This window comes from Actinophytocola oryzae (assembly GCF_004364325.1).
Lineage (GTDB): Bacteria > Actinomycetota > Actinomycetes > Mycobacteriales > Pseudonocardiaceae > Actinophytocola > Actinophytocola oryzae.
Genome location: NZ_SOCP01000008.1, coordinates 145805 through 159909, shown reverse-complemented (window position 1 = coordinate 159909; position 14105 = coordinate 145805). Strand labels below are relative to the sequence as shown.

Genomic DNA, 14105 nt, shown 5'->3' with positions numbered 1-14105 from the left:
AGGTGCGATTTCTCTCCCACGAAGCCGGCGGTCAGTCGCCGTTCACAACTCCCGGATCGCCGTTCACTTCTCGTCAACTGCTCGTTCGTACGTTGGTGTCGCTGGGGAACGACCACGAGCCGAAGGACGACGACGATGACGACGACCCGCCGAACACTGCTGGCCGGATCGGCCGCGGTCGCCAGTGGTGCACTGCTCGGGGCACCGGACGCCCAGGCAGAGGACAGGACCGAGGGCAGACCGAAGCCGACCGTCGTGCTCGTACACGGGGCGTTCGCCGACGCCTCCGGCTGGTACGACGTCGCCGCGCGCCTCATCCGCGACGGCTATCCGGTCATCGCCCCCGCCAACCCGCTGCGTGGCGTGGCGGCGGACTCCGCCTACCTCGCGAGTGTCCTCGCCACCGTCGCAGGCCCCGTGGTGCTCGTCGCGCACTCGTACGGCGGGATCGTGACCACCAACGCCGCGGTCGGCAACACCGCGGTGAAGGCGCTGGTGTACGTGGCCGCGTTCGCCCCGGACGAGGGTGAGACGTTGCAGGACCTGCAGACGAGGTATCCCGGGAGCGGGCTGGACGAGTCGGCGCTGGACTTCCGCCCCCACAGCGCGAATGGTGTGGACGGGTACGTCAAGAAGGCGGCCTTCCACGACGTGTTCGCCGGCGACCTGCGGCAGGCGACCACCGACGTGATGTGGGCGACGCAGCGGCCCGCCGACCTGCGCGCACTGCAGGAGCCGTCGGGTGCACCGGCGTGGCGGACGATCCCGTCCTGGTACCTCGTCGCCCGCGACGACAAGGTGATCCCCCCGGCAGCGCAGCGGTTCATGGCGGGACGCGCAGGCGCGCGGGTCCACGAGGTCCACGCCTCGCACGTCGCGATGATCTCGCAGCCTGCCGCGACCGCCGACCTCGTCGCACACGCGGCGCACTGACACCGAGCAACGAGGAGCGTTGGATGCCAACCCGAGTCGAACGGCAGACCGTCGACCTGTCCGCCTACCCCGACCTCATCGTCCTGTACCTGGGCATGCGGGTGAACCACCTGTACGGGATCAGGACCTTCTTCAGCTTCGGCAGGAAGATCAACCAGTCCGTCGCGGACGCACCGGACGGCCTGCTGCTGCACGAGCCCGTGTACTACTCGATCTTCCCGATGAACATGGGGATGCGCCAGTACTGGCGGGACCTGCCCACGTTGCTCGCCTGGGCCAGGTCGGAGCCGCACCGGCAGTGGTGGCTGGCCTTCCTGAAGGACTCCGGCGGCACCGGCTTCTGGCACGAGACGTACTCGGTCAGGGGCGGCATGGAGGCCGTCTACGACGACGTGCCCAAGCCGATCGGGTTCGGCCGGTTCGCGGGCGTCCAGCGTGCGCGGGGACCCATGTTCGGCTCGGCGTCCCGCCTGGGGCGCACCTACGACCGCGACGCGGTCCTGACCGAGACGGACCTCTACGAGTCCTGAAGGGACAGAGGGTCGATGACCATCACGGAAACGTTTGCCACAGGCGGGATCCACACGCCGGACCGGGTCGCGAGGCAGATCGTCCTCCCGGAGGGACACCGTGACGAGGCCGAGCTGTTCGAGGCGTACCGGTGGCTGCGCGAGCACAACCCGCTCGCCTGGGTCGAGGTCGATGGCTACGACCCGGTGTGGCTGGTGGCCAAGCACGCCGACATCGCGGAGATCGGGCGCCAGCCTGCCGTGTTCACCAACGGGGGCGGCACGGAACCGGGCTCGCACAACCCGGTCATGCACAACCAGGCAGGCGACGCCTTCACCAGGTCGCTGACCGGCGGGAGCCTGCGGGTCCTGGAGACGCTGGTCTACCTGGACCCACCCGAACACACCGCGGTCCGCGCCATCGCCGCCGAGTGGTTCCGGCCGGCCAACCTCGCGAAGTGGGAGGACGTCGTCCGCGAGTTCGCGAGGACGGCGATCGCGACGAGCCTGCGGCCGGGCCACAACCACCTCGACTTCGTCCAGCACTTCGCGATCCACTACCCGCTGCACGTGATCATGAGCCTGTTCGGGGTGCCCGAGTCCGACGAACCGCGGATGATGACCCTGACCCAGGACCTGTTCGGCACCAACGATCCCGACGCACAACGCGCGGACGTGCAGCCGCTGGGCCCGACGGCCGCCGCCGAGCAGTGGTCCGCGACCATCAGGGACTTCTACGCCTACTTCGACGACCTGGTCGAGTCCCGCCGCGCCCGTCCCCGCGACGACCTGGCCACGATCATCGCCAACGCCCGCAGGCCTGATGGTGCCTTCTACCCCAAGGAGGTCGCGTACGGCTGGTTCATCGCCATCGCCACCGGCGGGCACGACACGACCTCCAGCACACTGGCAGGCGGCATCGAGGCACTGGCCCACCACCCCGACCAGCTGCGGGAAGTGCAGGAGGACCCCACGAAGATCCCGCTACTGGTCAACGAGTCCCTGCGGTGGAGCTCGCCGATCAAACACTTCATGCGCCGCGCGGCGAGCGACTACGTGCTGCGCGACCGGCAGATCCGCAGGGGCGACCGGATGATGCTGCTGTACCAGTCGGCCAACCGCGACCCCGAGGTGTTCGACGACCCCGACACGTTCAGGTTCGACCGCAGTCCCAACAAACACATCGCCCTGGGCCACGGCCCACACGTGTGCATCGGCCAGCACCTCGCGAGGCAGGAACTACGCATCATGTTCGAGGAACTCCTGCCACGCATCGAGTCTCTGACGACGACCGGTCCCCGCAAGGTGGTACAGACGAACTTCGTGGGCGGCCTGAGAAACCTGCCCGTCACCCTGGTACTGCGCTGACCTCACCGCGTTGACGCGCGACGAGGTCGATCAGCTCCCGGTGCGTGGCGGGGTCGGAGGCGACGACGAGTCCCTGGATGCCGGTGTGCACGGCCTGCCCTGCCAGGTTGGTCATCACGCAACCGGCCGCCTGGCACAGTGCGATGCCGCTGGTGAAGTGCACGCTGTCGAGCAGGTGCCCGTCGGTGACGTAGGCGGCCCACCGTCCGGCGGCGACCCAGGCGAGCGCCAGAGTCGTGGACACGACACGGGGACGGAAACGCCCGGCGAAGGCATCGTCCGACAGCATCCGCGCGGCGCGGAAGGACGCGGCGTTGGGAAAGGGCGGGTCGAGGTTGAGATCCACGAGGCGATCGCCCGCCGAGGGCACCAGAGGCTCGTCACGACCGCCCCGGCGGACGAACGCGCCGTCGCCCCCGGTCCAGAACACCTCACCGGACAGGGGATCCGCCGACACCGCCGCGGTAACACCACGCCCGGCCCGCAAGGCGATGTTGACCGCGACCAGCGGGGTGTGCGCGGCGAAGTTCACCGTCCCGCACAACGGGTCCACCAGCCAGGTCCGTGCCCCGTCCCCATCGCCCGCGCCGTACTCCTCACCGAGAACGACGTCGCGCGGGTACGCCTCCAGCAGAACGTTCCGGATCACATGCTCCGCGGCGAGATCCACCGCGGTCGCGAAGTCCTCCTCGCCCTTGTCGAACCGCTCGACCGCGCGGCCGTAAGAACGCCGGATCACCTCGCCCGCGGCAGCCGCGGCACGGATCGCCACCTCAGCGTCAACGCAAGTTCCCATGGGACGACAGTCCCACGGCCCGCCCGTTTCGGCACCGCTCGTGGACCAGGGCGCGGGGGTGGCGAGCACGCAGCGGATGTCGCCGGCGTGCTGGACGATCCTGGCGCGCAGGCCAGGACCACTGGCGCCGCTGTGGTGGACGAGGTCACGGGTTGGGCGTTCCACACCAGGCACAGATGATCGCCACTGACGCCGTTGTCTCGTGTTGTCTGTCCGTTTCTCCTCCCGGCACCTGACAACGTTTCAGCAGGTAGACCTGGTGATGTCGCCGGTACACGGTGGACGAATCCCGTAAACGCAGGAGGAACTGTCATGCGCTCATTCCGCACGAAACTCGCCGCCGCCGTCTTCATGGGTCTCGCCGCGACGGCGTTGGCCACGTCGACAGCTACCGCGGAGACGGCGGATCCGCCGACCGCCCGTATCACCGAGATCGGCGGCCTGGGGAACCTGAACGGCTTCTGCAGGGCGGCGGGGTGGGACTATTCGAAACCGCTCGACCCCAACGACGCCTTCAGCTGGGTCTGCGTCAGGGAGGCGACCGGCGAGGTCGCCTACATCGACCTGGACAACGCGTGCGTCTGGCACCACCCGGCCTACCCGGACGCGTGGGCGGGCACGACCAACCCCGGTGACGCGTTCAGCCTTCGGTGCTACATCGGCTGAGCCGTGACTGACGGGGTGGCCAGGCACCCCTGGCCACCCCGTCAGTCGGTGACCTGCGCGAGGTACACGGTGCCCCCGTTGAACACCGTGACGGCGACGGGCGTTCCCCAAGCGAGATCCCGCGTGTTGCGCCGGGCGGTGAGCGACCCGTCCGCACCGACCGTGACCAGGTCGGCGTAGCGGTCGCCGTCGAGGTCGGCGAACCGCAGGTCGGACAGGTCACCTCCGGTCGTCTCGCCGACGCTGACGGGGTCGGCCCACGGCCAGCCGGGTAGGGCGCCGGTGTTGCGGGAGAGCAGTAGCTCGCCGGTGTCGGTCACGGTGACCAGATCCGCCCGCCCGTCGCCGGTCAGGTCGGCGAGCCGCACGCGCGTGATGTTCACCCGGCCTGTTCCGAGGCTGATCGGATCCGCCCAAGGCCAGCCGGTGAACTCGCCGTTGTTGGTCCAGACGAACAGGGTGTCGTCCTCGGACGTGTCCACCCCGACCAGGTCGGCGAGACCGTCACCGGTCACGTCCGCGAGGTGGATCGCGGCCGGGTCGCCGTACCACTCGCGGCCGATTTCCCCGAAGGACCCCCACCCCCGGTGGGGGAACGTCCCCTCGTTCTCCCAGGCGGTGATCGTCCCGTCGTAGTTGATCGTGACCAGCTCGTCGCGACCGTCGCCGGTCAGGTCGGCGAACCGGATCCGGTCCGGGGTCGGCATCGGGCCGTCGGGGTTGGCGGCGAGCGGCGCACCTGGCTTCAGCGCCGGAAAACCGGTGACGAACGGCCGGACCAGGACGTTGCCTGCGATGGTGACCACATCGGCCCGCGCCGGTCCACTCGGCACGGACGCCCGCGGCTGCGGGTCGGGCCGGGCCGCCAGCAGACCCGCCGTCGACACGACCAGCGCCACGGCGGCCACGGCCACCGGCCAGCGGACCAACGTCCTGCGACGGAGACCGGGCCGGTCGCGTGGCCGACCGACTGCCTGCAGGAACTCCCGTTCCAACGCGGTCAGGGACGCGGCGTTCGCCTCCGCCCAGCGCCGCGCGGTCGCGAGCCGGGTGCCCAGGTAGAGGGCGGCCGGTTCCCGGTCGAGCGCCACCCACGCCTTGGCCGCCTCGGTGAGCTGCCGGTGGATCGCGAGACCGGCGCCGTCCTCGGCCACCCACCCGGCCAGCCGCGGCCACGACTCGACGAGGGCGTGGTGCGCGAGTCGGACACCGTCCTCGTCGAGCACCACGACCCGGGTCTCGACGAGCGTCCGCAGCGTGAGCCCGGTGACCGGGTCGTCGTCGAACTCGTCGTGCCGGGCCAGGCGGGCACCGACCCCGACGCCCTCGTGCACGGCGACCAGGCGCAGCAGCACCTCCCTGGCCCGGTCACGGCAGTCGTGCGGCATGCCTGCCCATGCCTCCTCGGCGACGGCGGCCGCGACCCCGGGCAGGCCCCCACTCATCTGGTGCGCGGCCAGGGTGAGCACGTTCCCCTTCCGCCGACGCCACGCGTCGCGCAGGGCGATCCCGAGCAGGGGCAACGCGCCGGGCGCGCCAACGGCCTCGCCGACGAGGTGCGACACGAGCGCGCTCTCCAGCGTGTAACCGGACCGAACCGCAGGCCGCGTGATGGCCTCGTGCAGGTCCTCGACGCCGATCGGCGGGAGGACGACCAGCCCTACTCGCAGCGCCTCCGCCAGCTCGGGGTGCTCGGTACATCTGGCACGCACGTCGGACCGGATCCCAAGCACGACACGGAGCCGACTTCCCGGTCGGCGGACCGCGGCCAGCAGGCTGTCGATGTAGCGGGTCCGGTCGGGCTCCTCCCTGAGGAACACCTCCTCGAACTGGTCGACCACCAGAAGGACGTCGCCCTCGACGGCGAGATCCGGGGCATCCCGCGGTGTCGTCGTCAGCACGGTGCCGGTCGGCACCAGCGCGGGCAGAGCGGCGTTGAGCAGCGAGGACTTCCCGTAGCCGGACGGCCCGACCAGGGCGGCGAACCGGTGACGCCCCACCACCTCGGCCAGTTCGGTGGCGACCTGGGCCCGTCCCCCGAACCGCTCGGCGTCCGCCGGGGTGAACGCGGCCGCGCCCGGATAGGGCGACCGCTCCGCCCCGACAGGCTCGTTCTCGGCGGCCACGGACCTCGGGATGAGTTCGGCCGCCACGGCATGCCACCGGTCCGCCCAGTACGCCTCGTTGCCGCCGCAGCCCCGCACGTAGGCGAGCGTCACCGCGAGGCTCGGCAGCCGACTGCCATCCGCGGCCTTGGCCAGTGTCGCGGAGGAGTAGTGCGCATGCCTGGCCAGCGTCCGATACGGCGGGTTGCCCGCGCGGGCGCGAAGCTGTCGCAGCTCGAAGGCGAACCGCGCCACGACACCGGAGTCCGGATCCAGCGGACGCTCCGGCCGTGGCATCGCCGCGGACCCCCTCCCCCTCCGGACTCGAACGGGGATCATTCTCGGGCATCGCCTACAGCGGAGGAACTCCCCGATAGATTGAAACGGCGTCCACAAGGGGCGATCGCCGGTCACTCATCGTCAGTCACGACGCGAAGTAGTCCCGCGGCCGGGCGTGCCGGAACTGGTAGACCCCGCCCGTCTGGCGGAGCACCCCGCGCTGGTGCGCGGCGGCAAGGAAGACCATCACCGACCACGGAAGCCGACCGCTCAACGAGAGCCATGACCGCGCGATCAACCACGGGCCCCACCCGGACGCGAAGAGCATCCACAGGAGCGCCCCGAGAGCGGCCATCGTCAGGAAGCTGAGCAACCAGCGCCCACCGCCGAACACCACGTCGAACGGCACACCGAACGCGGGCTCGAACGCGAAGGCCATCATCACCCAGAACACCACGCTCCCACCGACTCCCACGAACAACGCCTGCCGCAACGCGGTGTGCCGGTCGGTACGCAGGACCTCGACCGGCCTGGTGATCTCGGTGGGATCGAGCGGCACACCGAGCACGCGGATCACCGTGACGACGAACCACGGACCGACACGGGTGAACAGGCCGGCAGCGAAGCCCACCGGCCGAACAGGTACACCGCGAAGACGCAGACGCCCACCCCGCGCACGGTCCACACGCCGAACCACGCCGTCGTGCGCCAGCTCCGCACGACACCCACGAACTCCCCGGCGATGATGGCCTGCCGGCCGTGGACACGGAGCTGCATGCGTGCCGGGGAAGGCAGGATGCCGCGACCGTGGCCGACGACGACGCCACCGACGACTCCGCAGACCACACTCGCGATCAGTATCGAGATCAGCCACGCCCGCCTGCCGCCGTCGTCCGGCCACTGCCCCACCCACCCGACGACACCGCCGGCCAGCAGGACGGCTGTCGTGAGCACCAGGCCGGCGACCGAGCCCACCACGGCCCTCGGCACCGCCTGGACAAGCTGCCACCAGGCGAGGTCGTGGGTACCGAGCCGGCACAGGTGTCGGGCCAGGAACCGAAGCCGCGCCTCGACGCCGCCCACGCCGTCGGCACGGTCGGCGTAGGCGGCCGGCACGAACCCCGACAGCAACCGGTGTTCGATCGCCGCCCTGGACTCGTCACCTCGCAACAGTTCCGCGGGATACGCGTCGGTGTCACTGAAGATCGTCCTGGCCAGAGCGACCATCAGCGGGGTGGAGAGCACGTCCGACAACGGCCCACCCGCGCCGACCCGCGCCAGCACCGGAAGCCACTTCGTACTGGCACCACGGCCTGTTCGGGTCGTCAGCGGCAGGTAGCGGTCGAGGTCCTCGACCGTAAGCTCGTCCAGTGCGACGACGGCGGCCGCGGTCAGGACGTCCCAGGACTCCACGGCGTCGCGGAACTCACGCGGCCGGCTGGTCAGCAGGAACCCGTCGGACGGCCGAAGCCCCGCGTTGAACCTGTTGACCACCTTGCCCCGTAGGCCCTCGGTGACCTCGTCGGGTCGAGCCGGCCATGGCCAGCCGCTCGTGCCGGATGGAGACACACGCAGTCTCGAGGGTGACCGGCAGGCTGATCCCCGCGATCACCATGCTGGCGATCTTGTCGCCCTGATCCAACCCACCCTCAACGGGGGATTTCACGAACGTCACCGACACGCCGTCCGGGACCGAGGCCTGCGTTTCCACTCTCGACGAGATCGTCGACCGTTTGTGAGGTGATCACCCACGCACGCGGGAGCCGGGTTTGGCGCCGTAGCGGAGTCCGTCGACGAGCAGGGCGACCATGCGTTCGTTGACGGTCGTGTCGCCGGCGGCGCACAGGCGGGACACCGCGCTCAGGAGTTCCCCCGGGGCGACGTCGCCGCGGATCTCGCCCGTGGCGGCCGCGGCGGTGAGCAGCGAGCCGAGGGCGGGTTCGAAGTTCTGCCGGAAGTAGGCGGGCAGCGGCTCGAACGCGGGGTTGCCGGAGTGCAGTGCCGTGGCGAGTCCGCGTTTGACCCCGACGAAGGCGGTGAAGCGGCGCAGCCAGCGGACGAGGGCGTCGACGGGCTCGTGCGTGGCCGCCAGGGTGGCCGCCGCGGCGGCGCAGGAGTCGACCTCGTTCCGGTACACGGCGCTGACCAGGTCGGCGCGGTCCGGGAAGTGCCGGTAGAAGGTGGCGAGCCCGACTCCGGCCCTGGTGGTTATCTCACGGACCGGTGCGTCGACGCCCGAGGCGCCGAAGACCTCCCTGGCGGCGTCGACCAGTGCGTCGATGTTGCGCTGCGCGTCCGCGCGCACGCGTCGTGGCGGGTCGGGTGTGGCCGCGCTCACTCGTGCCCTCCGGTTGCTAAGTGAGAAAGTGTTCCGTATCGTCGTTAACTGATAAGCCGTTCCGCTACGGCATACTACGTCAAGGGGGAGCACTGCCATGCGCTACCGCACGCTGGGCCGCACCGGCATCCAGGTCAGCCCCTACTGCCTGGGCGCCATGATGTTCGGCGCCATCGGCAACCCGGACCACGACGACTCGGTCCGAATCATCCACAGGGCACTGGACGCGGGCATCAACTTCGTCGACACCGCCGATGTGTACTCCCGCGGCGAGTCGGAGGAGATCGTCGGCAAGGCACTCAGGGGGCGCCGCGACAGCGTCGTGCTCGCCACGAAGGTGAACGGCGCCATGGGCGAGGACCCCAACCAGCGCGGCACCTCACGGCGCTGGATCATGACCGAGGTCGAGAACTCGTTGCGGCGCCTGGGAACCGACCACATCGACCTCTACCAGGTCCACCGGCTCGACCCCACGGTCGACATCGAGGAGACGCTCTCCGCGCTCACCGACCTCGTGCGCAGCGGCAAGGTCCGCGTGCTCGGCTCCTCCACGTTCCCCGCCTCCGCCATCGTCGAGGCGCAGTGGGCCGCCGAGCGCCGCGGCCTCGAGCGGTACCGCACCGAGCAGCCGCCCTACTCGATCCTCGACCGGGGCATCGAGCGCGAGATCCTGCCCGTGACCCAGCGCTACGGCATGGGAACGCTGGTGTGGAGCCCTCTCGCGCAGGGCATGCTCACCGGCCGCTTCCGCAAGGGCCAACGGGCCGACACCCACCGCGCCGCGCTCCCCTTCGAGCACTACCGCGACGAACGCCGCCTGGACGCCGTCGAGCGGCTCATCCCCCTCGCCGACAAGGCAGGCATGAAGTTGACCCACCTGGCGATGGCCTTCGCGGTCGCCCACCCCGGTGTCACCTCGGCCATCATCGGCCCACGGACCATGGAGCAGCTGGACGACCTGCTCGCAGGCGCCGACATCACCCTCGACGACGCGATCCTCGACGAGATCGACGCGATCGTCCCGCCCGGCACGGACGTCGGCAGGCTCGACATGGCCTACGACCCGCCCGAGATCCAGCGGGTCGACCTGCGCCGCCGCACCTTCGACGACCGCGCCGCCGCCTGAGGAAGCGGGCAGGCCCGTGCCGTGCCGGCAGTGGACGCCAGGAGCGGTGCGGGTCGGCGGCAGGCGGTCCGAGGAACGCCGATGGCGCCGGGAAGTCCCGGCGCCGGCTGGCGTTCGTTCAGTTGGTGCCCCGCAGCTCGGTGTTCTGCCGCTGCGCCTCGAAGAGCTGGTCCTCCAGGGTCACGATCCGGCATGCCGCGTCCAGCCCGGTGCCCTTGTCGACCAGTTCACGCACCCGCGCGGCGATCCGCAGCTGTGCACGCGAGTACCGGCGGTGTCCGCCGGCCGAGCGCTGCGGTTCGATCAGCTTCGCCTCGTCGAGGCTGCGCAGGAAACCCGGCGTGGTGCCGAGCATCTCCGCGGCCCGGCCCATCGTGTAGGCCGGGTAGTGCTCGTCGTCAAACTTGTCGGCCCCACCCGCGACCGACGGTTCACGTTGCTCAGGGATCATTCCACCTCCGCATCACAAGGGACCCGATGCCGTTTGGCATCGGGTCCCAGGGGTTTGGGTTCATCACTGTCAACCGACCACACGGTCGGCGTCTTAGCTCCGCGTCCGCCCGAAAGGCAGGACATGCGGGGATCGCTGATGCGTAACCGAAGACCACCTTCCAATCCGATGGAACCGCGGTACCCGCCCGACGCGACACAGCCGGTCCGGGCGATCCAATGACGTACCCCTTCCCTTCTCTCCTGTTTCTTCCTTACACCTTGCACCGCGACGAACATTCGCCGGAACCCCTTACCAAGACCGGTCCCAGCACACCTGACGCCGCTGGCCACCCACCGGAACCCGTCCTGAAGATCAGCTCCGGCGAAGTCGACCGTCTTCCACTTCCTGAACCACGGGCGCGACAGCTCCGCCCGGCCTTGCCTCACTCCGCAGGTAGTTACGTCATCTCCTGCGCCTGCTTGACGTTGTCTCTCTCCGAACAAGGAGAAGACTACACACGCCGGCACTCGAATGTCTACCCCAGCCACCACAGATTTTCTCTCCTCTCTGCGTGCCTCCGGGCCGAGCACCGCTCGCGCGATCGACCGCAGCTCGGTGCGTTGTATGGCGGACAGCCCGTCCACGGCGCGGTTCAGCTCGGCCTGCCGTGCCGCCAGCGCGGCGGTCGCCACCCGTTCACCCTTCGCGGCACACGCCAGGGCTTTCGGTCGATACCAGGGGGCGTTCCTACTCGTCACCGTCGCGGTGGCGATCACGTCCGCGGCAGAAAGCCCCGCCCGACACGGCCCGGCGATCCGGTTTCAGGGGAGGAGTTCCCGCCGACTGGTCCATCTGGCCAACAGGACGGTCGCGTCGTCCTGCAGCTTGCCGTCCTGATGGTCCAGCACCGCGTGCACGAGTCGGCGCGCTGTCTCGGGCGGCGGGTGCCCGGCCGCTGCCTCGCGGCGCAGGAAGTCGACCAGACGGGCGTCGCCGAAGAACTCGCCGGCCTCGTCGCGTGCCTCGGTGATGCCGTCGGTGTGCATGACGAGCCAGTCGTCCGGCTGCAGCATCTCCTCGGCGACGGTCAGCTCTCGGGGCCCGAGCCCGAGCGGGACGCGGTGTCCGCCCGTCAACGACCTGACGATCTTCCCGCCACGCATGACCAACGGGTGCGGATGACCCGCGTTGAGGTAGCGCAGCCGACCGGAGCCGAGGTCGACCTCCGCGAGAACGGCCGTGACGAACGTTCCCGGGCTGAACTGCCTGCTGATCATCTCGTCGATCAGCACCGCCTGCTCGCGCAGGCCGAGACCGGCGTGCCGGGCACTGCGATGGGCGGCCAGCGCGGTGGCGGCGACCAGGCCGCTGCGCAGGTCGTGCCCCACCGCGTCCATGAGCAGCAGGGTGGCGGTGGTCTCGGACAGGGAGTAGTCGAAGGCGTCCCCGCCGACGTCGTAGCAGGGTTCGAGCACACCGGTCACCACGAAGCCGTCCACGCCCGCGGTCAGCGGGGGCAGGAGCGACCAGATCAGCTCACCGGCTGCCGTGCGGGGCCGACGCAGGCGCACCAGGTCCAGTGCGTCGCCGTACTGGCTCGTGAGGACCACCAGGTGGCCCAGCAGCATGGAGATCCTGCGGCACTGGACGAGGAGGTCGGGATCGTGGAGGTCGGCGACGTCGGGGACCTCGACCTCCAGCACACCGAGCCGCTCGACCCCGTCGAGCAGCGGCACCCACAGCCGGGGCCGGTCGGCGGCGGCTGAGGGCAGGGTGCGCACCTGTCGGAACGCGCGTCCGGCCAGGGTGGTGTCCACGCCGAGAGGTGCGGCGTCGTCGGCGGGGGTGAGGGAATGCAGGTGGCGCTGGTCGAAGTCGACGAGGTGGATCGTGATCCGCGCGCCGATGGCCCGTCCCGCGGCCAGGGTGATGGCGGGCAACCGTTCGGGCGGAGCGAGTTCGGCCTGTTCCAGCAGCGTGAGGAGTGGGTCACGCGTAGGGTCCGAACTCATGACGAACGACCTCGTCTTCGGTCAGCGGTGAGCCACCACAGGACACGGTAGCCGGAGCGGACCGCGCCCGCGTGTCGGCGAGGGGCGTGGTTTCGATCCGGGCCGGAAGGGGCAGCCGTCCGCATGCGAGTGATCATCCAGCCCTCGTACGGCAACCGTGAGACGCGGAGGCACTGGGCCGACACCCTCGACCGCCTGGTGCCCTACCGCGAGCCCCGGTACGACGAGCCGCTGACCGCTGCGGAGCGGACCGCGCTGGCGGACGAGCACCCGGACGGGCTGGCCAGGTTCTGGGGTGCGACGGCCCAGCACGACAGGAAGATGGACACCCTCGCCCGCGGTGACGTCGTACTGCTGACCGGCCAGAAACACGTCCGGGCTGTCGGCGCGGTCGGCTGCCGCCTCCGCAACGACGAGTTCGCCCGCCGTCTGTGGACTCCCGACCCGGCACGATGTCTGTGGCGCAACGTCTACAGCTTTCGGGTGTACGTGCCGACGTGGCTCCGGTACGAGGAGATCTGGGCACTGCCCGGCTTCAACGTCAACGACAACTTCATGGGCCTGAGGTTCCTCACCCCCGAGAAGAGCGCGACCGTCCTCACAGGACTCGATCTCCAGGGTCTGCTGACCAGGCCCGCGGTGGGCGATTGTCAGGACCCCGGCCGGGTCGCCTCGATGGACTGGTGCAGCGCGACGACGAAGGCCGTGGTGGCGGGCGGGTCCGGTGGGTCGCCGTAGGTGGCCAGGTAGACGTACCGCCGAAAGTCGCGGACGGCGCTGGCCTCGATCCCTGGTGCGTGGTGGGTGCGCAGGGCGAGGCCCGGCATGGTGGTCACGCCCATGCCCGCGGCGACCAGTGCCTGCTGGACGATGATGTCGTCGCTGGTGTAGGCGATGGGCGGGACGAAACCCGCCCGGTCGCAGGCCTCGAGGAACTCGCGGCGGCAGTTCTCGCAGCCCGCGATCCACGCGGAGTCGCGGTTGCCCTCGAGTGTCTGGTCGGGTTCGAGGCTGAGCAGGTACATCGGGTCGTCGAACAGGTGCGTGGCGCGGATGTCGTCCGGGACCGTGTCGTCGTAGCCGAACACCACCGCGACGTCGACCTGTCCGGCCCGTAGCAGGTCGAGTGCCACGCGCGGGTGGGCCTCGACCAGGTGCAGTTCGATGCCGGGGTACTCGCGGCGCAGGGCGCCCGCGGCGTGCGGCACCAGCGCGGCGAGCGCCGACTGGAACCCGGCGACCCGCACCCGGCCGGTGCGCAGGCCCACCATCGCGGACAGCTCCTCGGCGGCGGTGTCGACACGGCCGACGATCTCGGTGGCGCGGCGGGCCAGGTGCTCGCCCTCCGGGGTGAGCCGGATGCCACGGCCGACCCGCTGGACGAGCCGCGCCCCGGTCTCGGCCTCCAACCTGGCCAGATGGTGGCTCACGGCGGGCTGGGAGTAGTTCAGGAGCTTGGCGGCCCTGGTGACCGAGCCCTGCGAGGCGATGGCCGCGAGCACCCGTAACCGCAGGATATCCAGCATACATCAAGGATACG

The 14105-nt window shown here is 70.3% G+C and carries 14 protein-coding genes; 6 read left to right on the top strand and 8 right to left on the bottom strand.

Features of this window, described 5'->3' with window-relative positions; translation table 11 throughout:
• Nucleotides 1-135: 135 nt before the first annotated feature.
• From CLV71_RS22335 to CLV71_RS22325, 3 genes are read left to right on the top strand one after another with little or no spacing between them, the layout of a single operon-like run.
• Nucleotides 136-933, top strand: a complete 798-nt coding sequence (locus CLV71_RS22335; protein ID WP_133904786.1) for an alpha/beta fold hydrolase — start codon at nucleotides 136-138, stop codon at nucleotides 931-933.
• A 23-nt stretch (nucleotides 934-956) separates the two neighbouring features.
• Nucleotides 957-1463, top strand: coding sequence for a monooxygenase family protein (locus tag CLV71_RS22330; protein ID WP_133904785.1), 507 nt, complete (start codon nucleotides 957-959; stop codon nucleotides 1461-1463).
• A gap of 15 nt (nucleotides 1464-1478) precedes the next feature.
• Nucleotides 1479-2810, top strand: coding sequence for a cytochrome P450 (locus tag CLV71_RS22325; protein ID WP_133904784.1), 1332 nt, complete (start codon nucleotides 1479-1481; stop codon nucleotides 2808-2810).
• Here the strand turns inward: CLV71_RS22325 and CLV71_RS22320 are convergent.
• Entirely contained in the window at nucleotides 2791-3606 is an 816-nt protein-coding gene (locus CLV71_RS22320; protein WP_133904783.1) for an inositol monophosphatase family protein, read from the bottom strand. The genes CLV71_RS22325 and CLV71_RS22320 overlap by 20 nt on opposite strands.
• 312 nt (nucleotides 3607-3918) lie before the next feature.
• Between CLV71_RS22320 and CLV71_RS22315 the strand changes: the two genes are divergently transcribed.
• Nucleotides 3919-4272 (top strand): hypothetical protein, encoded by a 354-nt coding sequence (locus tag CLV71_RS22315; protein WP_133904782.1) that lies wholly within the window; start codon nucleotides 3919-3921, stop codon nucleotides 4270-4272.
• Nucleotides 4273-4313: 41 nt separating this feature from the next.
• Here CLV71_RS22315 and CLV71_RS22310 read toward each other — a convergent pair whose 3' ends face one another.
• The 4 genes from CLV71_RS22310 to CLV71_RS22300 all read right to left on the bottom strand — a co-directional run bounded on the left by CLV71_RS22310 (nucleotide 4314) and on the right by CLV71_RS22300 (nucleotide 8994).
• On the bottom strand, nucleotides 4314-6674 hold the full coding sequence (locus CLV71_RS22310; RefSeq protein WP_133904781.1) for an FG-GAP repeat domain-containing protein: 2361 nt from the start codon (nucleotides 6672-6674) through the stop codon (nucleotides 4314-4316).
• A gap of 127 nt (nucleotides 6675-6801) precedes the next feature.
• Nucleotides 6802-7287: a hypothetical protein gene (locus CLV71_RS22305; protein WP_243866632.1), complete on the bottom strand. Its 486-nt coding sequence runs from the start codon at nucleotides 7285-7287 to the stop codon at nucleotides 6802-6804.
• Nucleotides 7230-8225 carry a hypothetical protein gene (locus CLV71_RS49390; RefSeq protein ID WP_243866631.1) on the bottom strand — a complete coding sequence of 332 codons (996 nt, stop codon included), beginning with the start codon at nucleotides 8223-8225 and terminating at the stop codon, nucleotides 7230-7232. Before CLV71_RS49390 ends, CLV71_RS22305 begins: the two co-directional genes overlap by 58 nt.
• Nucleotides 8226-8400: 175 nt before the next feature.
• Entirely contained in the window at nucleotides 8401-8994 is a 594-nt protein-coding gene (locus CLV71_RS22300; RefSeq protein WP_243866630.1) for a TetR/AcrR family transcriptional regulator, read from the bottom strand.
• Nucleotides 8995-9091: 97 nt separating this feature from the next.
• On the opposite strand from CLV71_RS22300, the gene CLV71_RS22295 reads away from it, so the two are divergent.
• Complete coding sequence (locus CLV71_RS22295) at nucleotides 9092-10120, top strand: aldo/keto reductase (RefSeq protein ID WP_133904779.1); 1029 nt, start codon at nucleotides 9092-9094, stop codon at nucleotides 10118-10120.
• A 118-nt stretch (nucleotides 10121-10238) separates the two neighbouring features.
• Here the strand turns inward: CLV71_RS22295 and CLV71_RS22290 are convergent, their stop codons facing one another.
• The gene (locus CLV71_RS22290) at nucleotides 10239-10571 is read right to left on the bottom strand and encodes a helix-turn-helix domain-containing protein (protein WP_133904778.1); all 333 of its coding nucleotides are present in this window, start codon (nucleotides 10569-10571) and stop codon (nucleotides 10239-10241) included.
• 803 nt (nucleotides 10572-11374) lie between these two features.
• Nucleotides 11375-12565 carry a PP2C family protein-serine/threonine phosphatase gene (locus tag CLV71_RS22285; protein ID WP_133904777.1) on the bottom strand — a complete coding sequence of 397 codons (1191 nt, stop codon included), beginning with the start codon at nucleotides 12563-12565 and terminating at the stop codon, nucleotides 11375-11377.
• A 123-nt stretch (nucleotides 12566-12688) separates the two neighbouring features.
• Between CLV71_RS22285 and CLV71_RS22280 the strand changes: the two genes are divergently transcribed.
• Complete coding sequence (locus CLV71_RS22280; RefSeq protein WP_208297685.1) at nucleotides 12689-13303, top strand: hypothetical protein; 615 nt, start codon at nucleotides 12689-12691, stop codon at nucleotides 13301-13303.
• Here the strand turns inward: CLV71_RS22280 and CLV71_RS22275 are convergent.
• Nucleotides 13216-14091, bottom strand: coding sequence for a LysR family transcriptional regulator (locus CLV71_RS22275; protein ID WP_133904776.1), 876 nt, complete (start codon nucleotides 14089-14091; stop codon nucleotides 13216-13218). The genes CLV71_RS22280 and CLV71_RS22275 overlap by 88 nt on opposite strands.
• Between the last annotated feature and the right edge of the window lie 14 nt (nucleotides 14092-14105).